We start from the raw sequence: 21238 nt of genomic DNA, 5'->3' as shown, positions 1-21238 counted from the left end.
CAGGCACGGTCAGGCGGCCGCCACCGCCTGGAAGTGCCGTTCGATCAGGCCCTTGATGTCCTCGTGGCAACCGCCGCACCCTGTCCCTGCCCGGGTGGCCTTGGACACCTCCACCACGGTGGAGCAGCCTTCCTCCACCGCGTCCCGGATGGTGGCCCCGCTGACTCCGGCGCACCGGCAGACTGTTCCCGCGGGATCTGGGGCGGCCGCGCCTGCCAGCTGGTCCGGTCCGTCGAGGCGCAGCAGCAGCGACCGGTCCGCCGGCAGTTCGGCGCCGCGTTCGAAGAGCCCCACCAGCTCGGCGGCCGTGCGCGGCATGCCCACTGCCACCAGGCCTTCCAGGACGCCGCCGCGGGTGGTCATCTTGACGTACCGGCCGTGCTCCGGATCTGCCCACTGGGCCACCTGCAGGCGCGGCCGCCCGCTGGCGGCCCCGGCCGTGAGCACTTCCTCGTCCCATGGATCGGCGGAGTTGTCGCCGGCCACGGCCATGTTCATGCCGCGCGCCTTCAGCACTACCACCGCTGCCTGCTCGGGCGGCAGGGCGGGCACGAGTTCGGCCTCGTCGGCCAGGGCCGATGCCAGGAGCGTGAGGTATTCGGCCAGCCATTCGGCCTGCCGCCATCCGGGGCCCACCAGTCCCGAGGGACCCTTCGCGTTCCGGCAGGTGGGGCAGCCGGGGTCAGGGCAACGCACCTCGGCGCAGTCGCCAATGGCGAAGATGTGCGGCTCATGGTGGGCACGCAGGCGGTGGTCCACCAGGATCCCGGCGCCCGTGGACAGTCCGCAGCCCTCGGCCAGCTCGGTCCGGGGACGGACGCCGCACGAGATGACCAGGAGGTCGCCGTCAATCGCGGACCCGTCGTCGAGCAGCAAGGCCGAGAAACCGCCGTCGGGCGCGTTGTGCTCCACCCCCGTGGAGCGGGCGTTGCCGGCCATCCGCACGCCGCAGCGGCGCAGCCCCGCAGCAAGGACGGCCCCGCCGCCGCGGTCGATGTTCCGGCCCAGCGGGTGCGGCCCGTTGTGGACCACCGTGACCGTGGCGCCTTCCTCGGCTGCCGCAAGTGCGGTTTCCAGGCCCAGGACACCGCCGCCGAGCACCACCACGCGCTTGCCGCCGGCCACGGCGCGGCGGAGGACGTCGGCGTCGCGGAGGTCGCGAAGAGCCGTGACGCCGGCGGGCAGCACGGGGGAGGAGGGGTCGGGGTTGATGCCGGTGAGGTTGGGGATGACCGGGCGCGACCCCGTGGCGAAGACCAGCCGGTCGTAGTGCACAGGCTCGCCTTCGGCAAGCAGGACCTGCTGACGGGCCCGGTCCACGCGCCGCACGCGGACGCCGAGCCGGACATCCACGCCGTCGGCAGCCAGTGCCGCGGCATCGGCGAGTGCCAGTGCGTCCGCCGTGGTGCGGCCCACGCCGAGGTCGGCGACGAGGACCCTGTTGTACGCCGCCTCCGGCTCTTCGCCCAGCACGGTGAGCCGGACTGTCCCGCCGCGTACTGCGGGCAGGAGCTCGTCCACCAGCCTGGCGGCCACCGGGCCGAATCCCACGATGACAATCTGCTCGGTCATGAGGCCTCCGTCGTTTGAAGCATGCGGGCGGAAACGGGTGGGGCCACGGGCCGGACCCACACGGTGTTGAACTTGAACTCGGGCATCCCGGAGACCGGGTCCGTGGCGGCTTCCGTGAGGCGGTTGGCGCTTTCAAGTTCCGGGAAATGGAAGGGCAGGAACACCGTTTCGGGGCGGATGGCACTGCTCAGTTCGGCCCGGCACGCCACCTCGCCGCGGGCGTTGGACACGGAGACCAGCGCCCCGGCGGTGATGCCCATCGCCTCCGCAGCCGAGGGGTGGATCTGGACCGTCGCCTGGGGCCGGGTGGCCAGGAGTTCGGCGACGCGCCGGGTCTGGGCCCCGGACTGGTAATGCTCCAGGAGCCGGCCGGTGATGAGGGTCATGGCCTGGGCGGCGGTGGCTGTGCCGTCCACTGCGGGGGGCGCGGCAGGAGTACGACGGCGGCGCGGCGCCACGGGGACCAGGACCGCCTTGCCGTCGGGGTGCGCGAAGCCGTCCCGGAACAGCCGCGGAGTTCCGGTGCTGCCGGCAGGGAAAGGCCAGTAGGCGGCGTCGCCGCGGTCCAGCATGGCGTAGTCGATGCCGGAGTAGTCGGCCAGGCCCCCGGCGGAGGCGAGCCGGAGTTCTTCGAAGACTGTTTCCGGGTCTTCGCTGTAGGTGGAGGGGGCGTCCAGCCGCTCCGCCAGCCGGGCCATGATCCACAGTTCGCTGCGGGCACCCGCCGGCGGGGTGATGGCGCGCCTGCGCCGCAGCACCCGTCCCTCCAGGTTGGTCAGCGTGCCTTCCTCCTCGGCCCATTGCAGTACCGGCAGGATGAGGTCCGCCTCGGCCGCCGTCTCGGACATGAAGAAGTCGCAGACCACCAGGAAGTCCAAGCTGCGCAGGCCCCTGATGACCTCATTGGCGTCGGGGGCGGCCACCGCAATGTTGGAGGCGTGGACGAAGAGGCACCGGACGCCGTCGGGCTTTCCGAGTGACTGCAGCAGCTGTACGGCGGGCAGTCCCGGGCCGGGGATCAGTTCCTCGGCAACGCCCCATACTGCGGCCACATGGGCGCGGGCGGCCGGATCGGTGATCTTGCGGTAGCCGGGCAGCTGGTCCGCCTTCTGGCCGTGTTCCCGGCCGCCCTGGCCGTTGCCCTGGCCGGTGAGGGTGCCGTACCCGCTGCGGGCGGAACCGGGCAGGCCCAGCAGGAGGCTGAGGTTGATGGCGGCAGTGGCGGTATCGGTGCCGTCCACGTGCTGCTCCACCCCGCGGCCGGTGAGGATGTAGCTGCCGCCTTCCCGGGCGCCGGCAGCGAGCCGGCGTGCGGTTTCCCGGATCAGGTCCGCCGGGACGCCGGTGAGGGACTGGACCCGTTCGGGCCAGAACGCGTTGACGCTGCGGGCCACGGCGCTGTAGCCCGAGGTGCGTTCTGTGATGAAGGCGGTGTCCGCCAGGTGTTCGTGGATGACCACGTGCGAGAGGCCCAGGAGCAGCGTCAGGTCGGTGCCGGGGAGCGGCTGCAGGTGGATCCCGCCGCCGTCGGCCGTGAAGGCAGCCGTGGCGGAGCGGCGGGGATCCACCACGATGAGGCCGCCGGCGTCGCGGGCACCCTGCAGGTGCTGCACGAAGGGAGGCATGGTTTCGGCCACGTTGGAGCCAAGCATCAGGATGGTGCTGGCGGAGTCCAGGGCTTCCAGGGGGAACGGCAGGCCGCGGTCCACGCCGAAGGCGCGCATACCGGCTGCGGCGGCGGAGGACATGCAGAACCGGCCGTTGTAGTCGATGCGTGAGGTGCCCAGGGCCAGCCGGGCGAATTTGCCCAGCTGGTAGGCCTTCTCGTTGGTCAGGCCGCCACCGCCGAAAACACCGACGGCGTCTGCGCCGTGCCGGGCGCGCGCGTCGCGGACCGCCGCGGCGGCAAGGTCCAGGGCGGTGTCCCAGCTGATGGGGCGGTGTACGCCGTCCGGGCCCTTCAGCAGGGGCTCGGTGATCCTGCCGGCATGGTTCAGGAGGGTGGCGGAGGTCCAGCCTTTGCGGCAGAGGCCGCCGCGGTTGGTGGGGAAGTCGCGCGGGCTGACCTCGAGCGGTGCCCGGAGGGGTGCCGGCAGAACGGGCGCGGGGCCCGGCCCCGGCTGGGAAGCCGGGGCCGGGTCCGCTGGGGACGTCAGCGTCATGGCGCACTGCAGGGCGCAGTAAGGGCAGTGCGTGTCGGCGCTTGTGGTCATGTTAGACGTGTCCCATCGCGTTTCGGTTGGCCTTGCGGAGGTAGCAGGCCCAGCAGACTACGAGCATCACGGCGTAGGCGCCGACGAAGCCGTAGAACGCCGGGGTGTAGGAGCCGCTGGCGGTGTTGGAGGCGTTGAGCACCTGGGGGATGACGAATCCCCCGTAGGCGCCGATGGCGGAGATCAGTCCGAGGGCCGAGGACGCCAGCCGCTGGGTGGCCTGTGAGCTGGCGCCGGAGCGTGCGGCGCGGCTGGACGTGGCGAAGATGACCGGGATCATCCGGTAGGTGGCCCCGTTGCCGAAGCCGCTGGCGGTGAACAGCATCAGGAAGAGCACCAGGAAGAGCCAGAAGTTCTTCAGCGGCAGGGTCCAGATCATAGTCAGCGTGATGACGGCCATGGAGGCGAATGCCGCCACGGTCATCCGGGCGCCCCCCATCCGGTCCGCCATGCGTCCGCCGTAGGGGCGGGCCAGCGAGCCGACCAGCGGGCCGAGGAACGCCAGGGACAGTGCCACGGTTCCGACCCCGATGGAGGAGAACGCCGGGAAGTAGTCCTTGATCAGCTTGGGGAAGACCCCGGCGAAGCCGATGAAGGAACCGAAGGTGCCGATGTACAGCAGGGCCATGACCCACAGGTGCGGTTCCTTCAGGGCTGCAACAGAACCTGCCACATCACCCTTGGCGCTGGTGAGGTTGTTCATGTACTTGGAGGCACCGAAGGCGGCCAGCAGGATGAAGGGCACCCACATCCATCCGGCCATGGGAAGGTTGACGGTGCCGGCGGCCAGCAGGGTGATGACGATGGGCACGGCAAGCTGGGCGACGGCGGCACCGAGGTTGCCGCCTGCGGCGTTCAGTCCCAGCGCCCAGCCCTTTTCCCGGGCCGGGTAGAAGAAGGTGATGTTGGCCATGGAGCTGGCGAAGTTGCCGCCGCCGAAGCCCGCCAGGGCTGCCACGAGGAGCATCACGCCGAACGGGGTTTCCGGGTTGGAGACGCACAGGGCCAGCCCAATGGAGGGGATCAGGAGCAGCAGGGCGGACACGATGGTCCAGTTCCGCCCGCCGAAGCGGGGGACCATGAAGGTGTAGGGGATGCGCAGGGTGGCACCCACCAGGCTGGGCATCGAGATGAGCCAGAAGATTTCCGAGGTGGAGAAGGTGAAGCCGGCGGCGGGAAGCTGGACCACCACGATGGACCAGAGCTGCCAGACGACGAAGCCGAGGAATTCGGCGAAGATGGACCAGTTCAGGTTGCGGCGGGCGATGGACCGGCCGGCGGTTTCCCATTGTTCCTTGTTCTCGGCATCCCAGTTGGCGATCCAGCGGCCGGGGCGGAATTCAAGGACGGGGGTGTCTGTGGTGCGGGTAGAGCCGGGCTGTGCGCTGGCTGATGTGGCAACGGCTGCGGGCCCTGCGGCGTCATCCAGGTCAAGGGAATTGCCGGGGGCGGCATCAACGGTGCGGTCGACAGTCACGGGTTACCTCCTTCGGGGGATGTTGTTCCTCCACGGTAGGTACGGCGCGTTTCACGGACGGTCGATGTTTGTTTCCATGCTGTGACTTTTGCCTATCCGGTGTTCCGGACCCACGTGAGGCCGTGTGATGGGCCACTGGGTGAGACGCACAACACAAGTCCGCATGCTGGACCTTTCGTCCATTGACTGGACGTGGGCAAGTAAGATTGGACTCTAACTACTTACGCCGGGAGGCAATCCTGCCTGGGTCCCGGCCGGTCTCACGAAAGCGTTTACTTATGTCTTCCACCGATACCACCGCGCTGCCAGGTGCACAGCAGCCGGTGAACTCCCGCGGTCGCGTCATCGTGGCCAGCCTGATCGGCACCACCGTGGAGTTCTACGACTTCTACGTCTACGCCACGGCCGCCGTGCTCGTCTTCCCGAAGCTCTTCTTCCCCAGCGCGAACGAAACCACCCAGCTGCTGAGCTCCTTCGCCGTCTTCGGCGTGGCCTTCATTGCCCGCCCCCTCGGCTCGATCGTCTTCGGGCACTTCGGCGACAAGTTTGGCCGCAAGGGCACACTGGTGGCTTCACTGTTGACCATGGGTATCGCCACCTTCCTCATCGGCTGCCTCCCCACTGCGCTGGTTCCGGGCTGGGAGTTCTGGGCTCCGGCCCTGCTGGTGGTCATGCGCTTCGCCCAGGGCCTGGCGCTCGGCGGCGAATGGAGCGGGGCCGCGCTGCTGGCCACCGAGAACGCCCCCGCCAACAAGCGCGCCATCTACGGGACGTTCCCGCAGCTGGGCGCCCCGATCGGCTTCATCATCGCCAACGTGATCTTCCTTGTTGCGAGCTACACGCTGGCCCCGGAGGCCTTCCAGGCCTGGGGCTGGCGCGTGCCGTTCCTGCTCAGCGCCGTCATGGTGATCCTGGGCCTCTACGTCCGGCTCAAGCTGATCGAAACCCCCGCCTTCACCAAAGTGGTGGAATCCAACGAGGTGGCGAAGCTGCCCCTGGGCCGCGTCTTCAAGACCAGCTGGCGCCAGCTGATCCTGGGCACCTTCATCATGCTGGCCACCTATGTGCTGTTCTACCTGATGACCACGTTCACGCTCACGTACGGCACGAAGCCCACCCTGGAGGGTGCCAGGGCCGCGGCCGAAAAGGCGGGTAAGCCCATGTCTGAAGCAGCTGCCGCCGCGTTCGTTCCGGGCCTTGGCTACAGCCGCAACGATTTCCTCTGGATGCTGATTGCCGGCGTCGTCTTCTTTGGCATCTTCACCCTTGTCTCCGGACCCCTTGCTGAAAAGTACGGCCGGCGCAAAATGCTCCTCGCCGTCACGGCAGGCATCTTCGTCTTCGGCCTGCTGTTCGTCCCGCTGTTCAGCGGCGGCTTCGTGGGCACCATGGGCCTGCTGGTCATCGGGTTCTCCCTCATGGGCCTGACATTCGGGCCCATGGGAGCGCTGCTGCCGGAACTGTTCCCCACCAACGTGCGGTACACCGGCTCGGCCATCAGCTACAACTTCTCCAGCATCCTGGGCGCCGCGGTGGCCCCGTTCATCGCCGTGGCCCTCTGGGAAACGGCCAAGGGGAGTCCGGTCCTGGTGGGCATCTACCTGACCTCCATGGCGGTGCTGACCCTGATCGCGCTGTTCCTGACCCGCGAAACCCGCGACGTGGACTACGAGAACAACGTGGCCTGACGCCCCGCGTGCATTCCAGCCCAGTTAGTGGCTGACATGCCCGGCGCCGCCCCTGCAAAGACGGGGGTGGAGCCGGGCATGTGCCTTAAGTGCCGGAGGTAAGCGGGCGGGAGCGCACGCGGCCCCGTACGTGCTCAGCGGGCGTAGCGCGCCACGAAGTTCTTCAGGATGTTCATCGGCTCCGCGACCGTGAACCGGCGCGCGGCGGCCATCAGGTCCTCCGCGGACTCGGGCGGGAAGTAGCCGGCGTGCCGGTAGATATCGATGCGGGTGCAGAGGCCGTCCGCATCCAGTTCCGGGTGGAACTGGGTGGCGTAGAGGTTGGTCCGGATACGGAACATATGGACCGGACAGGAGTCCGCTTTTGCCAGCAGCACGGCGTGCGGGGGCAGTGAGCTGACGGCTTCTTTGTGTCCGGTGAAGGCCGTAAACGTCCGGGGCAGCCCTTGCAGAAGGGGGTCCTGCAGCCCGGCGGCGGTCAGTTCCACCTCCACTGCGCCCAGCGGTTCACCGAAGGTCCGGTCGATGACGGCGCCCTGGTGCGTGCCGAGCGTTCCCACTCCGTAGCAGGCGCCCAGGAACGGGAAGTCGCGGGCCACCAGCTCATCCAGCAGGCCTGACAATTCCTGCTCCACCCGGTGCTGGGCAGGGCTCTTGCTGTCCGGCGGGTCGCTGGAGGTGAACGGGCTGCCGCCCACGATCACGCCGGAGTACTTCGATAGGTCCAGCGGGGGCAGGGGAGCGGCTTCCAGCCGGACCCGGTGCAGTTCCCGCTCCTCAAGCCCGCCGTAGCGCAGGTACGCGGCGTATTCGTCCTCTGCGGCAGCATCTTCCGCACGGGAGGCGAGGAGCAGGAACGGCAGCATGTCCTAAGTCTGCATCCTGGCGGCACCTCCTGCCAGCGCGGCAGCGGATCAGGCGGCGGGCTGCGTCAGGGAACGGCGCGACTGGGGCCGCGCCGCCGGGTCCGCGTGGCGGTGCACCAGCTTCCAGTAGCCTTCCTCGCGCCGGAAGATGCTGGTGACCCGGAGCGCGAATTCCTCGGTGGCGGCCGCTCCGTCCAGCCGTGCCCGGAAGTGCTCGGTTTCCAGCAGGTAGGCAGTGTCGCGGGCAGTGTAGGAGGTGACGGTGTCGAAGCCGAGCATCTCGCCGTCCTGGAACTGCCGCGCGGCCTGGTCCAGCCGGGCCTCCACCTGCGCCCAGCCGCGGGCGATGCCGCCGAAAGGGTTGGCCAGGGTTACGTCGTCCGCCCTGGAGTACAGGTCCTTGACGGGGCCAGGGTTGCCCCGGGTGATCTCGGGAACCGCCAGGTGGTAGCGGTCCACTTCTTCCTGGAAACTTGGTGCGAGCATGCCTGTGGCGCTTCCTAGTCTTCGATCGTGGCGATGATGGCGCCGGCGGAGACGGTCTCGCCGGCAGCTGCCGCCAGGCCCGTGATGGTTCCCGAGCGGTGCGCGGTCAGCGGCTGCTCCATCTTCATTGCCTCGAGGACCACCACCAGGTCGCCCTCGGACACCACGTCGCCGTGGGACACCGCCACCTTGACGATGGTTCCCTGCATCGGCGAGGTCAGCGCGTTGCCGGTGGCAGCGGCAGGGCCTGCGGAGCGCGAGCGCTTCTTGGACTTGCCGGGCTTGCCGGCAGCGGCGACCCCAGTGCCGGGTGTGCCGAGGGATGCGGGCAGGACCACCTCGAGGCGCTTGCCGCCGACTTCGACTACCACGCGCTGGCGCTCCTCCGCCGACTCGCCCTCGGCGGTGCTGTCCGGCGTCCAGGCCGGCAGGTTGTTGCTGAACTCTGTTTCAATCCAGCGGGTGTGGACCTTGAACGGCCCTTGGGCGGGTGCAAAGGCGGGATCGGTCACCACTGCGAGGTCGAACGGGATCACGGTGGGGATGCCCTCCACCACCATCTCTTCGAGGGCGCGGCGGGCGCGCTGCAGGGCCTGCGGACGGCTGGCGCCGGTGACGATGAGCTTGGACAGCATGGAGTCGAAGTTCCCGCTGATGACGTCGCCCTGCTCCACGCCGGAGTCCACCCGGACGCCGGGACCCGTCGGGTTCTTCAGGACGCGGAGGGTGCCGGGGGCCGGCAGGAAGTTCCGGCCCGGGTCCTCGCCGGTGATGCGGAACTCGATGGAGTGGCCGCGAACCTCGGGATCGCCGTAGCCAAGCTCCTCGCCGCGGGCCAGTCGGAACTGCTCGCGGACCAGATCGATGCCGGTGACTTCCTCGGAGACACAGTGCTCCACCTGGAGGCGGGTGTTCACTTCGAGGAACGAGATGGTGCCGTCCTGGCCCACCAGGAATTCACAGGTGCCGGCGCCAAGGTAACCGGCCTCCTTCAGGATCGCCTTGGAGGATTCGTAGAGGCGGCGGTTCTGGTCCTCGGTCAGGAATGGTGCCGGAGCTTCCTCGACCAGTTTCTGGTTGCGGCGCTGGAGCGAGCAGTCGCGGGTGGACACGACCACCACGTTGCCGTAGGCGTCGGCCAGGCACTGGGTTTCGACGTGGCGCGGAGCATCCAGGAAGCGCTCGATGAAGCATTCCCCGCGGCCGAAGGCTGCCGTGGCTTCGCGCACGGCGGATTCGTAGAGTTCGGGGATTTCCTCGCGGGTGCGGGCCACCTTGATGCCGCGGCCGCCGCCACCGAACGCCGCCTTGATGGCGACGGGCAGGCCGTGCCGGTCCACGAAGTCCAGGACCTCGTCCGCGGACTCCACGGGGTCGGCCGTGCCGGGTACCAGGGGAGCGCCAACCTTTTCGGCGATGTGCCGGGCCTGGACCTTGTCGCCCAGCGCGGAGATGGCCTCGGGGGAGGGGCCGATCCAGGTGATGCCGGCCTCGATCACGCGGGCGGCGAACTGGGCGTTTTCGGCCAGGAACCCGTACCCGGGGTGGATGGCATCCGCGCCGGACTGGCGGGCGGCGTCGATGATCTTATCCATCACCAGGTAGGACTCTGCGGCGGTGCTGCCGCCGAGGGCGTAGGCCTCGTCAGCCAGGCGGACGTGCAGTGCGTCGCGGTCCGGGTCGGCGTAGACCGCCACGGAGGCGATACCTTCATCCCGGGCCGCCCGAATGATCCGTACGGCGATTTCGCCGCGGTTCGCGATCAGCACCTTTGTGAGGCTCGGCTGCGTGGTTCCTGCGGACTGCTCCAAATTTGCTGACAAGGCGTCTCCTTCTTTCCTTCAGGGAGCCTAGCGCGGTTTTGGAGGTTCCGCCGATATTACTTGCGGAATCCGCGTGTAAACCAGCCCTGCTTTGTAGGGATGCTACAAGCGGTTCCGAAAAAGGGCGCCTTTACCGCGGGGGCCACAGGTCCGTGATGCGCACGTTGGCGGCTGCCAGCAGGCCCCGGAGCGTCGAGACGGAAAGGCCGACGACGGCGTGCGGGTCGCCGTCCACCTTCCGGATGAAGGCCCCGCCCAGGCCGTCGATGGTGAAGGAGCCGGCGCAATGCAGCGGCTCGCCCGTGGCGATGTAGGCATCGATCTCGGTGGCGTCCATCTCCTGGAAGAAGACCTCGGCGGAGGCGACCGCCCCCAAAGTCGCGCCCGATCCCTCGGCATCCCCGCCGGCGTCGGCCTCCGTGTCCCGACAGTCCACCAGCCAGTGCCCCGTGTGCAGCACCCCCGTGCTGCCGCTCATCCGCAGCATCCGTTCGCGCGCGACGTCCGGGGTGTAGGGCTTGCCGTGCGCCTCGCCGTCGAACTCGAAGACGGAGTCGCAGCCCAGCACCAGGGCACCTTCGGCTTCCGGCAGCGACGCCACGGCTTCGGCCTTGGCCCGGGCCAGCAGCAGCGCCGTGTCGTGCGGGTCGGTGACGCCGTACCGTTCCTGGACGGCGGCCTCGTCGACGTCGGAAACCAGCACGGTGTGCCGGATGCCGGCCTCGGCCAGGAGCTTGGTGCGGGCGGGGGACTGGGAAGCGAGAATCAGGCGGACCACGGGTTCAGCCTAGTGGACCAGCTCGGCGGACGCCGGAGCGCCCTGGCCGCGGTTGAGCTTGGCGCCCTCCACGTCCACGTCCGGCAGGATCCGGTCCAGCCAGCGCGGCAGCCACCAGGACTTGCTGCCCAGCAGGTACATGACGGCCGGGACGATGGTCATGCGCACCACGAAGGCATCGAACAGGACCCCGAAGGCCATGGCGAAGCCCAGCGGCCGGACCATGGTGAGGTGGCTGAAAATGAAGCCGGAGAAGACGCTGACCATGATGATCGCCGCGGCGGTCACCACAGCGGCGGCGTGCCGGAAGCCCACCCGGACCGCTTCCTTGGCGGTGGACCCGTGCGTGTAGGCCTCGCGCATGCCGGAAGCGATGAACACCTGGTAGTCCATGGCCAGGCCGAACAGCACGCCAATCAGGATGATGGGCAGGAAGCTGAGTACCGCGCCGGGGTTCGCGACGTCGAAGATGTTTCCCAGCCAGCCCCATTGGTACACGGCCACCACGGCGCCGAAGGCGGCGGACAGGGAGAGCAGGAAGCCGCCCGTGGCCAGCAGCGGAACCACGATGGAGCGGAACACCAGCAGCAGCAGGACCAGGGAGAGCCCGACGACGATCGCCAGGTAGGGCGGCAGGGCGTCACCGAGCTTGGTGGAGACGTCCACGTTGCCGGCAGTCTGCCCGGTCAGGCCCATGGCAACGTCATAGTCGGCCTTGATGTCGCTGTTGAGGCCACGCAGGTCCGAGACCACCCGGACGGTGCTCGCACTGGCCGGGCCCTCCTGGGGGATGACCTGGAAGACGGCGGTGCGGCGGTCTTCGCTGAGCGCCACCGGCACGGCGGCCACCACGTTGTCCACGGCGCGGAGCTTGTCCGCGATGTCGTACTGCAGCTTCTGTGCCTGGGCTTCGTCCAGGTCCGCGGGGAACTCGCCGACCGCCACGATGGGGCCGGTGACGCCTTCGCCGAAGCTGCGGGCGGTCAGGTCGTAGGCCTGGTACGCCTCGGATTCCAGGGGCTCGGACCCGCCGTCGGGAAGGGCCAGCTGCAGCTGGGTGGCGGGAAGGGCCAGGGTGCCTAGGAGGAGGACACCGGCCACCAGCGCTGCCCACGGGTGCTTGGTGACCAGGCCGCCCCAGCCACGGGTGCTGCGCTCGCGGTCGACGGCGTCATCTGCCGCTTCGTGGCCGGGCTCGGCATTGTGCGCTTCGGCCTTTGCCCAGGCCCGCCTGGAGATGATGCGGCGGCCGATCAGGGACAGCATGGCCGGGGTCAGGGTGATGGCAACGAGCACGGCCACGGCTACGGTGCCCGCGGCGGCAAGGCCCATGACGGTGAGGAACGGAAGCCCCGGGACCACCAGCGCAGCAAGGGCGATGATCACGGTGAGGCCTGCGAAGACGACGGCGTTGCCGGAGGTGCCGTTGGCCCGGGCGACGGACTCTTCGGGGTCCATGCCGGCCAGGAGCTGGGTCCGGTGCCGGTTGACGATGAACAACGAGTAGTCGATGCCCACGGCGAGGCCCAGCATGAGCGCCAGCATGGGGGAGATTGAACTCATGTCAAAGAGCCCGGAGAGGGCGAAGGTGACCCCGACGCCGACTCCCACGCCGATGATGGCCATCAGCAGCGGAAGCCCTGCGGCGATCAGGGTGCCCAGCATGAGGATCAGGACGAGGGCGGCCACGGCGATGCCGACGACCTCAGCGGTGCCGAACAACGCAGAAATGTCCTCGGTGATTTCCTTGCTGGCCAGCGCGGTGACGCCGGCTGCGGACGTCCCGTGGGCGATGTCCTGCACCTGTTTCCGGACCACCGGGCCCAGGCCGTTGATGGAGGTCTTGAACTGCACCTGTGCCACGGCTGCCTTGTTGTCTTCGGAAACGAAGCGGATGGCCGAGGCTGCCTGGGCCTGGCGCTTGCCGAGTTCCAGCTTGGCCCTGTTGGCCTCCAGTTCCTGGGTGCCGGCGTCGAGCTTTGCCTGGCCGGCTGCCAGCGCTGCCTTCTGCTGGCCCAGCTGTGCGTCGACCAGGGCTGCCGGTGCGCCGGCAGCGGTGAGCTGCTGCTCGGCTGCAGCCAGCTGCGCCTTGCCGGCCTCCAGCTGCGCCCTGGCGGCGTCGAGCTGCCCCTGGCCTGCCGCCAGCTGCTGTTCGCCGTCGGTGACGGCCTTGCCCGCCTGGTCCACCTGGGCCTGGGTTGCGAACGGGTCGACCGTGCCGCGCACCTCGGGAAGGGTCTGGAGCTTCTTCAAGGCATCCGTCACTGCCGCCCGGCTCTCAGCCGTGAAACCGCCGTCGGGGGCTTCGAAAACGATCGTGGCGCTGCCGCCGGAGGCTGAGGGCAGCTCCTGCTTGAGCTTGTCCGCGATCCGCTGGGTTTCGGTCCCCGGGATCTGGAAGTTGTTGGAAAGGGTGCCGTGGAACGCTGCGGCTGATCCGCCCACGGCCACCAGTACGGCGAGCCAGAGCGAGATGACCAGCCAGCGGTGGCGGTAGGAAAACGTGCCGAGCCGGTAGAGGAGGAGTGCCATGCGCAGGGCCGATCTGATCAGGAGGAACGGGAAGCGGAAAGGAATGCAGGGTTGGTGAAGCCGGTGCCCAGCAGGGCCATGGAATCGATGAGCAGCTGGCGGAGCTCGGCCAGGGAGGAGGGCGTCAGGTCCGGCCCGCGCCGGTTGAACCAGACCTCCATGGCAGCCTTGCCGCAGGAGATGATGGAGCCGGCCAGCGCGTGGACGTACAGCTCATCCTGTTCAGCGCCGCCGCCCAGCCGCTCCCGCGCGACGTCGAAAACCTGGGCCCTGCAGTGGTCCCAGGCCTCAAGCTCGCTGTGCTGCATGAGCGGGCTCTGCTGGGTAAGGGTGAACAGCTCCGCCAAGGGGGCCACGGCTTGAGGGTCGGCGAGGGCCGTCAGGGCCGCCTGCGCTGACTCGAGCAGTGGCTCATCGGCGGGCCGAAGCCGCAGTTGCTGGATGGCGTTGTCCAGGAAGCCGTGCACGATGGAGGCAAGTGCGGCGTCCGTGCTGCCGAAGTAGTTGAAGAAGGTGCGGCGCGAGATCCCTGCCGCGTCCGCGATGTCCTCCACGGTGAAGTTCCCCGGGCCCTTGGCGCGCAGGAGCCCGAGGGCAGCGTCCGTAATGGCTTGCCGGGTGGCGGCCTTGTTGAGCTCGCGGCGGGAGGGTGCGGCAGGTCCGCTGTCGCCGGGTGAAGTCGCGGAAGTCACGGAATTACACTACGTGCAACTTTGCACTCAGGGCAACTTAGATTCACAGCAGAACGAAAGGTTCCCAACAGGCTCTCCAGAAGCTGGCCGCCGATGCTGGAGGTGTCTCGAAAGAGGCAGACCATCCGCCGTCAAGCGACGGCCCATCGAGGAGACAACGAAGATGACACGCACGAAGAAAATGACCCTGGGCCTGTCAGCGGCTGCGCTGGCACTGGCAGGCGGGATCGGGGTGGCCGGGATGGCATCGGCCACCACCACGGCGCCTGCGCCGGCACCGACCACGAGTTCCAGCGCCCCGGCTGATGGCAACACCGCGCCGGACGGCATGGGGCGGCACGGTGGCCGCGGTGGCCACGGTCCCGTACAGGCTTCCGAGCTGGCAGCCAAGCTGGGCGTCGATGAGGCCAAGGTGACCGACGCGCTGAAGGCCTTCCGTGAGGCCAACAAGCCCACCACGCCCCCGGCGGAGGGCCAGAGGCCGGACCCCGCCGCCCGTGAGGCGGTGCTGGCCAAATCGCTGGCCGAATCCCTGGGCATCGACGAATCGAAGGTGACCGCAGCCCTGCAGGAACTGCGCACCGAGGAGCAGGCCGAGCATGCGGCTGAGCTCAAGACCAGGCTGGACAAGGCCGTGGCGGACGGGAAGTTGACCCAGGCTGAAGCCGACGCCGTCACGAAGGCCGTGCAGAACGGCATCATCGGAGGCGGCGGGCGTTAAGGCAAAGAAGTCCCCGGGAATCTGAGGCGTTCAGATTCCCGGGGACTTCCCGGAGCACCCTGCGGTTACCGGTTGAGGCTAGGCCTTGGCATCCTGCAGTTCGCGGGATGCGGTGTCGGCGCTGTTTCCGTCCGTGGCGGTGCTGCCATTGGCTGCGTCCTCTTCAACGAAGGGGGTGCCGTTGCGGGGCGCGTTGTAGAGCGACTCGTCCAGGATGCCCTGGCGCTTTGCCACGATGGTGGGGACCAGGGCCTGGCCTGCCACGTTGACGGCGGTACGGCCCATATCCAGGATGGGGTCGATGGCCAGCAGGAGGCCGACACCGGCCAGCGGCAGGCCCAGAGTGGAGAGCGTCAGCGTGAGCATGACGACGGCGCCGGTGGTTCCGGCGGTTGCCGCGGAGCCCAGCACGGAGACCAGGGCAATCAGCAGGTACTGGCTGAAGTCGAGCTGGATGCCGAAGAACTGGGCCACGAAGATCGCCGATACGGCGGGGTAGATGGCGGCGCAGCCGTCCATCTTGGTGGTGGCGCCCAGCGGGACGGCGAAGGATGCATAGGCGCGGGGGACGCCCAGGCTGCGCTCGGTGACCCGCTGGGTCAGCGGAAGGGTTCCCACCGAGGAGCGGGAGACGAAGGCCAGCTGGACGGCGGGCCACACGCCGGAGAAGTACTGCTTGATGGACAGGCCGTGGCTGCGGACCAGGACGGGGTAGACCGCGAAGAGCACCAGGGCCAGGCCGATGTAAATGGCAACAGTGAACTTGCCGAGCGAACCGATGGTGTCCCAGCCATAGACGGCCACGGCGTTGCCGATGAGGCCGACAGTGCCCAGCGGCGCGATCCGGATGATCCACCAGAGGACCTTCTGGATGACGGCCAGGGCAGAGGCGTTGAGCTTGAGGAAGGGCTCTGCGGCCTTGCCCACCTTCAGGGCGGCGACGCCCACTGCAATGGCGATGACCAGGATCTGGAGGACGTTGAAGCTGACGGAGGTGGTGACGGCGCCGGATTCGGCAACGGTGGAACTGGCACCCAGGCCGAGGAAGTTCTTGGGGAACAGGCCGACCAGGAAGGACCACCAGTCACCGGACTTGCCGGAGTACTTGGCCTCGCCGGTGATCCCGGTGTTGGCGCCGGGCTGCAGCAGGACGCCCAGGCCGATGCCGATCAGCACGGCGATCAGGGACGTGATGGCGAACCAGAGGAGCGTGTTCCACGCCAGCCTTGCGGCGTTGGACACCTGGCGGAGGTTGGAGATGGAGCTGACGACGGCCGTGAAAATCAGGGGAACGACGGCGGTCTGCAGCAGGGAGACGTAGCTGGAGCCGATGGTCTGCAGCGTCGCGCCGAGGCCGTTCGGGTTGGCCTTGGTGCTGCCGGTGTACTTGGCCAGCAGGCCAAGCCCCAGGCCCACGATGAGGGCGGCGATGATCTGGAAGCCGAACGAGCCGGCCCACTTGGGCAGCTGGAATGCGGTCTTCCCGGAGGATGCGGGGTTGCTGGTAGAAGTGCTCACCAGAACAAGCTAGACGGCATGCGCATACCACGTCGAAAGAACATTGAGAAATATTACGCAGGACAAAATGCCGCCGGAGCTGGCAAGCCCCGTAAAATCAGGGCTTGCAGCCCGGTTTGTTACTTATTCCCGGCATGGATGTGCTTAATGTCTCGCGGAGCAGGGCGCGCTACCCAAGGAGCGCCCGGCGCAGGGTGTCGAGTCCCACGGAGCCGATGTTAAGGGCCTTGGTGTGGAACTCCTTGAGGTCGAACCCTGGCCGTGCCTCGAGTTCGGCGCGGATCTGTTCCCAGAGGCGCTGGCCGACCTTGTAGGAGGGGGCCTGGCCGGGCCAGCCGAGGTAGCGGATGAATTCGAAGTTGAGCTGGCCTTCGCTGATGGGAAGGTTCTGCTGGAGGAACGCGTAGCCCTTGTCGGCGGTCCACGTGCCGGAGCCCCACCGTTCCGGCATGTCGAGTTCGAGGTGGACGCCGATGTCGAAGACCACGCGCGCGGCGCGCATGCGCTGCATGTCCAGCATGCCCATGTGGTCGCCGGGGTCCTTGAGGTAGCCCAGTTCCTGCATCAGCTTCTCTGCGTAGAGTGCCCACCCTTCGCCGTGGCCGGAGGTCCAGCACACGTTCCGCCGCCACTTGTTCAGCAGCTCGCGCCGGTAGGTGGCGGTGGCTATTTGCAGGTGGTGGCCCGGGACGCCTTCGTGGTACACGGTGGTGGTTTCGGCCCAGGTGGTGAACGTGTCCTCGCCGGCGGGGACGGACCACCACATGCGCCCGGGCCGGCTGAAGTCCTCGGACGGGCCCGTGTAGTAGATGCCGCCCTCGTCCGTGGGGGCGATCCGGCATTCGAGTTTCTTCATCACGTCGGGGATGTCGAAGTGAACCCCTGCCAGCTCCGCGATGGCCCTGTCGGAGAGTTCCTGCATCCAGGTGCGCAGGGCGTCGGTGCCTTTGAGCTGACGGGCCGGATCGTTGTCCAGGATCTCCTTGGCTTCGGCGATGGTGGCGCCGGCGTTGATCGTGGCGGCCACCTGTTCCTGTTCCGCGATCAGCCGGTCCAGTTCCTGCACGCCCCAGGCATACGTTTCCTCCAGGTCCACCTCGGCGCCCAGGAAGGAGCGGGACGCCAGGGCGTAGCGGGCCTTGCCGACCGCATCTTTTTCCGGCGCGGCGGGCAGCAGTTCGGTGCGGAGGAACTCCGCCAGCCGCGTGTAAGCGTCGCGGGCGGCGCCGGCGCCGGCGTCGAGCCTGTCCTGCAGCGCGGCGGGCAACGGCCCGGCAGCGGTGGCGGCCCCTGCCGCGAGTTTGGCGAAGAAGCCGTCCGGCGCCGCGTACTTGGCGACCTGTTCAATGACAATCCGCACCTGGCGTGCTGCGGCTACCTTGCCGGCGTCGCGGGCCATGCGCAGAGATTCCCTGTAGCCGTCCAGTGCCGCGGGAACGTTCTGCGCGCGGCCGGCGATGTGCTCCCAGTCCCGTTCGGTGGCGGTGGGCATGAGGTCGAAGATGGCGCGGATGTCCTGGGCGGGCGAGGCGATGTTGTTCAGCTCCGCGTATTCCCATCCGGAGGCGTGGATCAGCAGCTGCAGGCCGAGGCGTTCCCGCATCGCGTCGAGCGTGACGGCGTCCACGTCATCCTCCGGCTCCAGGCCCTCCAGCGCGGCCAGGGCATCCCGTGCGGCCTCAGCGAACCCGGCGATGCCGGCAGGGGAGAAGTCCTGGTATTCCGTCTCGTGCCCGGGCAGGCCAAGGGTGGTGGCCAGGGTTGGGTTGAGCCGGATCAGGGTGTCGGTATACGCGTCCGCGACGGCGTCAATCCGGGTGTGCGGACGGGAAGCGGGTGCAGTCTCGATAGTCACCCCCCGAGCCTAACCCGGCAGGCCGGCGGTGGGTGGGGATTACCGGCCGCTGCGCTTCCAGGCTCCCGGCCCCGGCGTGGGGGCGAGACGCAGCTGTTGCCTGCGCACCCAGTGCCGGACGCTCGGGGCGCCTGCCTTGGCGGGGGCAGGGACGCCGAGGGAAAGGACGACGGCGGTCAGGGCGGCGAGTTCCTCGGCGTTCGGCTGCCCTTTGACAACCGAGAGCAGGGGAGCGGCCTGGGCTTCCGGGGCTTCGGCGGCCGCCGCGCTGGATTCGTGCCCGTGTGCCGCGGTCACAGCGGGATGTTCCCGTGCTTCTTGGCGGGCAGGCTGGCGCGCTTGTCGCGCAGTGCCCGCAGTCCCTTGATGATCTGGATGCGGGTATCGGAGGGGGCGATCACGGCGTCCACGTAGCCGAGTTCGGCCGCCTGGTAGGGGTTCAGGAGCTCTTCCTCGTACTGCCGGATGACTTCGGCGCGCCGGGCCTCGACGTCCCCGCCGTCCTTGGCGACCGCAGCGAGGTCGCGGCGGTAGAGGATGTTGACGGCGCCCTGGGCGCCCATCACGCCGACCTGGGCCGTGGGCCAGGCCAGGTTCAGGTCGGCGCCGAGCTTCTTGGAGCCCATCACGATGTACGCCCCGCCGTAGGCCTTGCGGGTGATGACGGTGAGCTTGGGGACGGTGGCTTCGGCGTAGGCGTAGAGGAGTTTGGCGCCGCGGCGGATGATGCCCTGGAATTCCTGGTCCTTGCCGGGCAGGAAGCCGGGAACGTCCACGAGCGTGATGATCGGGATGTTGAAGGCGTCGCAGTGCCGCACGAAGCGGGCTGCCTTTTCCGAGGCGGCGATGTCCAGGGTCCCGGCGAACTGCAGGGGCTGGTTGGCCACGATGCCCACCGTGTGGCCCTCCACCCGGCCGTAGCCGATCATCACGTTGGGGGCGTACAGGGCCTGCATCTCCAGGAAATGCCCGTCGTCCACTATTTGCTCGACGACGGCGCGCATGTCGTAGGGCTGGTTGGCGGAATCCGGCACCAGCGCGTCCAGGGCGAGGTCGTCGTCGTCGATTTCCAGCTCCTGCTGGTGGCCCAGCACGGGGGCCTCGGACAGGTTGTTGGATGGCAGGAAATCCAGCAGTTCGCGCACGAACTCGATGGCGTCGGTTTCGTCGGACGCCAGGTAGGTGGACGTGCCGGTGGTGGCGTTGTGCTGCCGGGCGCCGCCCAGGGTTTCCATGTCCACGTCTTCGCCCGTGACGGTCTTGATGACGTCGGGGCCAGTGATGAACATGTGCGAGGTCTTGTCCACCATCACCACGTAGTCGGTGAGCGCGGGGGAGTAGGCGGCGCCGCCCGCGGAGGGGCCCATGATGAGTGAGATCTGCGGTACCACGCCGCTGGCGTGGACGTTGTTGCGGAAGATGTCCGCGAACATGGCCAGCGAGGCAACGCCTTCCTGGATGCGGGCGCCGCCGCCGTCCAGGATGCCGACCACGGGGCAGCCGTTGCGCAGTGCGAACTCCTGCACCTTGACGATTTTTTCGCCGTTGACCTGGCTCAGCGATCCGCCGTACACCGTGAAGTCCTGGCTGTAGACCGCCACCAGGCGGCCATCCACCGTGCCGTAGCCGGACACCAGGCCATCGCCGAGCGGCTTCTTCTTTTCCATGCCGAAGGCTGTGGAGCGGTGCACGGCCAGGGCGTCGAATTCGACGAACGAGTCTTCGTCGAGCAGGAGTTCGATGCGCTCGCGGGCCGTGTTTTTGCCGCGGGCATGCTGCTTTTCGATGGCCTCGGGGCCGGAGGGCTGTTCTGCACGCGCCTGGCGGTCGCGGAAATCGGCGATCTTTCCCGCTGTCGTTGTCAGATCGTGGCTCATCAAGTGTCTCCGGCTCTGTTGCAGATTGGTTCTGTTCGCTGGCGGGCCCGGCGCTGCGGAGATTAAGTAGCATCCACACAAAAGACGAACCCTGGTGGCAAGTCTAGTGACGGTTTGGGCACCCACAGCTGTAGGGAACCTACAATTTTCTGTCGATCCGGCACCCCGCACGCAATGTTACTCACCGGTAACTTGCCTGGGTTACAGTGTTTCCATGACTTCAAGCGATGAGGCTTTGCCCGCTTCCGGCAGCCCGTACCAGGCCTCCGGCACCCTCGCCGGACGTACGCTCCTGATCTCCGGCGGAAGCCGCGGCATAGGCCTTGCCATAGCCAGGAGGGCTGCCCGGGACGGGGCCAACATCGTGCTCCTGGCCAAGACCGGGGAACCCCACCCCAAGCTGGCGGGCACGGTCTTCACTGCCGCGGAGGAACTGGTGCAGGCAGGCGGCCAGGCATTGCCGCTGGTGGGCGACGTCCGCCGGGACGAGGATGTGGCAGGGGCTGTGGCGGCGGCTGTGGAGCGCTTCGGCGGCGTCGACATCGTCATCAACAACGCCTCCGCCATTGACCTGTCCACCACGGACAACGTGGACATGAAAAAGTACGACCTGATGCAGGACATCAATGTGCGCGGTACCTTCCTGCTGTCCAAGCTGGCGCTGCCCGCCCTGCGCGCCTCGGCGCAGCCGCACATCCTGACGCTCTCGCCGCCGCTTAACCTCGATCCCCACTGGGCAGGGAAGCACCTTGCCTACACCATGGCGAAATACGGGATGAGCCTGACGACGCTGGGACTGGCCGAGGAACTGAAAGAGGACGGCATCAGGGTCAATTCGCTGTGGCCGTGCACCCTGATCGACACCGCAGCCATCCGGAACATGCCCCACGGCGACACGATGGTACTGGCTGCCCGCGGGCCGCAGATCATGGCCGACGCCGCCCACGCGGTCCTGACCGGAGGCAACCTCCATGCCGGCGCCGCCGCTACCGGAAACTTCTACACGGACGAGCAGGTCCTGGCGGCGGCAGGAGTGGCGGACTTCCGCCCCTACAGTCTTGGGGCACCGGAGGACCAGCTGGTTCCGGACATCTTCCTCTAGCGCCTGCGCCCGGGCTGTACGGCGCCTGGCGGGATTTG

At 68.2% G+C, this 21238-nt stretch carries 16 protein-coding genes; 3 read left to right on the top strand and 13 right to left on the bottom strand.

Annotated features, from left to right (window positions below; all coding sequences use genetic code 11):
- Positions 1–9: 9 nt before the first annotated feature.
- The 3 genes from K4G53_RS02540 to K4G53_RS02530 are packed head-to-tail and all read right to left on the bottom strand — an operon-like array spanning position 10 to position 5262.
- Entirely contained in the window at positions 10–1572 is a 1563-nt protein-coding gene (locus K4G53_RS02540; RefSeq protein ID WP_221383920.1) for an FAD-dependent oxidoreductase, read from the bottom strand.
- Positions 1569–3785 (bottom strand): molybdopterin oxidoreductase family protein, encoded by a 2217-nt coding sequence (locus K4G53_RS02535; RefSeq protein WP_221383919.1) that lies wholly within the window; start codon positions 3783–3785, stop codon positions 1569–1571. The genes K4G53_RS02540 and K4G53_RS02535 overlap by 4 nt, the downstream gene beginning before the upstream one ends.
- Before the next feature lies 1 nt (position 3786).
- Positions 3787–5262: an MFS transporter gene (locus K4G53_RS02530; protein WP_221383918.1), complete on the bottom strand. Its 1476-nt coding sequence runs from the start codon at positions 5260–5262 to the stop codon at positions 3787–3789.
- Between the two features lie 278 nt (positions 5263–5540).
- On the opposite strand from K4G53_RS02530, the gene K4G53_RS02525 reads away from it, so the two are divergent.
- Positions 5541–6950, top strand: a complete 1410-nt coding sequence (locus tag K4G53_RS02525) for an MFS transporter (RefSeq protein WP_221383917.1) — start codon at positions 5541–5543, stop codon at positions 6948–6950.
- Positions 6951–7084: 134 nt separating this feature from the next.
- Here K4G53_RS02525 and K4G53_RS02520 read toward each other — a convergent pair whose 3' ends face one another.
- The 6 genes from K4G53_RS02520 to K4G53_RS02495 form a co-directional block, all read right to left on the bottom strand.
- A complete protein-coding gene (locus K4G53_RS02520) occupies positions 7085–7816 on the bottom strand; it encodes a glutamine amidotransferase (protein WP_221383916.1) in 732 nt (243 codons plus the stop codon).
- Positions 7817–7864: 48 nt separating this feature from the next.
- The gene (locus K4G53_RS02515; RefSeq protein WP_221383915.1) at positions 7865–8302 is read right to left on the bottom strand and encodes a nuclear transport factor 2 family protein; all 438 of its coding nucleotides are present in this window, start codon (positions 8300–8302) and stop codon (positions 7865–7867) included.
- A gap of 14 nt (positions 8303–8316) precedes the next feature.
- Positions 8317–10125, bottom strand: a complete 1809-nt coding sequence (locus K4G53_RS02510) for a biotin carboxylase N-terminal domain-containing protein (protein ID WP_374226135.1) — start codon at positions 10123–10125, stop codon at positions 8317–8319.
- 130 nt (positions 10126–10255) lie between these two features.
- Entirely contained in the window at positions 10256–10903 is a 648-nt protein-coding gene (locus tag K4G53_RS02505) for a nucleoside triphosphate pyrophosphatase (RefSeq protein WP_221383914.1), read from the bottom strand.
- A gap of 9 nt (positions 10904–10912) precedes the next feature.
- Positions 10913–13435: an MMPL family transporter gene (locus K4G53_RS02500; RefSeq protein ID WP_221383913.1), complete on the bottom strand. Its 2523-nt coding sequence runs from the start codon at positions 13433–13435 to the stop codon at positions 10913–10915.
- Positions 13436–13452: 17 nt separating this feature from the next.
- Positions 13453–14127 carry a TetR/AcrR family transcriptional regulator gene (locus K4G53_RS02495; RefSeq protein ID WP_221383912.1) on the bottom strand — a complete coding sequence of 225 codons (675 nt, stop codon included), beginning with the start codon at positions 14125–14127 and terminating at the stop codon, positions 13453–13455.
- 163 nt (positions 14128–14290) lie between these two features.
- Between K4G53_RS02495 and K4G53_RS02490 the strand changes: the two genes are divergently transcribed.
- On the top strand, positions 14291–14848 hold the full coding sequence (locus tag K4G53_RS02490; protein WP_221383911.1) for a hypothetical protein: 558 nt from the start codon (positions 14291–14293) through the stop codon (positions 14846–14848).
- 78 nt (positions 14849–14926) lie between these two features.
- Here the strand turns inward: K4G53_RS02490 and K4G53_RS02485 are convergent, their stop codons facing one another.
- The 4 genes from K4G53_RS02485 to K4G53_RS02470 form a co-directional block, all read right to left on the bottom strand.
- Complete coding sequence (locus K4G53_RS02485) at positions 14927–16366, bottom strand: dicarboxylate/amino acid:cation symporter (RefSeq protein WP_221383910.1); 1440 nt, start codon at positions 16364–16366, stop codon at positions 14927–14929.
- Positions 16367–16535: 169 nt separating this feature from the next.
- On the bottom strand, positions 16536–18221 hold the full coding sequence (locus K4G53_RS02480; RefSeq protein WP_221383909.1) for a DUF885 domain-containing protein: 1686 nt from the start codon (positions 18219–18221) through the stop codon (positions 16536–16538).
- 39 nt (positions 18222–18260) lie between these two features.
- On the bottom strand, positions 18261–18518 hold the full coding sequence (locus tag K4G53_RS02475) for an acyl-CoA carboxylase subunit epsilon (protein ID WP_374226134.1): 258 nt from the start codon (positions 18516–18518) through the stop codon (positions 18261–18263).
- Entirely contained in the window at positions 18515–20098 is a 1584-nt protein-coding gene (locus K4G53_RS02470; RefSeq protein ID WP_221383908.1) for an acyl-CoA carboxylase subunit beta, read from the bottom strand. The genes K4G53_RS02475 and K4G53_RS02470 overlap by 4 nt, the downstream gene beginning before the upstream one ends.
- Positions 20099–20312: 214 nt before the next feature.
- On the opposite strand from K4G53_RS02470, the gene K4G53_RS02465 reads away from it, so the two are divergent.
- Positions 20313–21200, top strand: a complete 888-nt coding sequence (locus tag K4G53_RS02465) for an NAD(P)-dependent oxidoreductase (protein ID WP_221383907.1) — start codon at positions 20313–20315, stop codon at positions 21198–21200.
- Positions 21201–21238 lie beyond the last annotated feature (38 nt).

This window comes from Arthrobacter sp. MAHUQ-56, assembly GCF_019710585.1.
GTDB lineage: Bacteria > Actinomycetota > Actinomycetes > Actinomycetales > Micrococcaceae > Arthrobacter.
Note: the sequence above shows the minus strand (reverse complement) of the source record. Positions and strands in the feature narration are given on the sequence as shown.

Coding starts and splice junctions, on each gene's coding strand:
- K4G53_RS02490 (WP_221383911.1), top strand. CDS start 14,291: ATGACACGCACGAAGAAAATGACCCTGGGCCTGTCAGCGGCTGCGCTG.
- K4G53_RS02540 (WP_221383920.1), bottom strand. CDS start 1,572: ATGACCGAGCAGATTGTCATCGTGGGATTCGGCCCGGTGGCCGCCAGG.
- K4G53_RS02500 (WP_221383913.1), bottom strand. CDS start 13,435: ATGGCACTCCTCCTCTACCGGCTCGGCACGTTTTCCTACCGCCACCGC.
- K4G53_RS02520 (WP_221383916.1), bottom strand. CDS start 7,816: ATGCTGCCGTTCCTGCTCCTCGCCTCCCGTGCGGAAGATGCTGCCGCA.
- K4G53_RS02465 (WP_221383907.1), top strand. CDS start 20,313: ATGACTTCAAGCGATGAGGCTTTGCCCGCTTCCGGCAGCCCGTACCAG.
- K4G53_RS02470 (WP_221383908.1), bottom strand. CDS start 20,098: ATGAGCCACGATCTGACAACGACAGCGGGAAAGATCGCCGATTTCCGC.
- K4G53_RS02535 (WP_221383919.1), bottom strand. CDS start 3,785: ATGACCACAAGCGCCGACACGCACTGCCCTTACTGCGCCCTGCAGTGC.
- K4G53_RS02525 (WP_221383917.1), top strand. CDS start 5,541: ATGTCTTCCACCGATACCACCGCGCTGCCAGGTGCACAGCAGCCGGTG.
- K4G53_RS02515 (WP_221383915.1), bottom strand. CDS start 8,302: ATGCTCGCACCAAGTTTCCAGGAAGAAGTGGACCGCTACCACCTGGCG.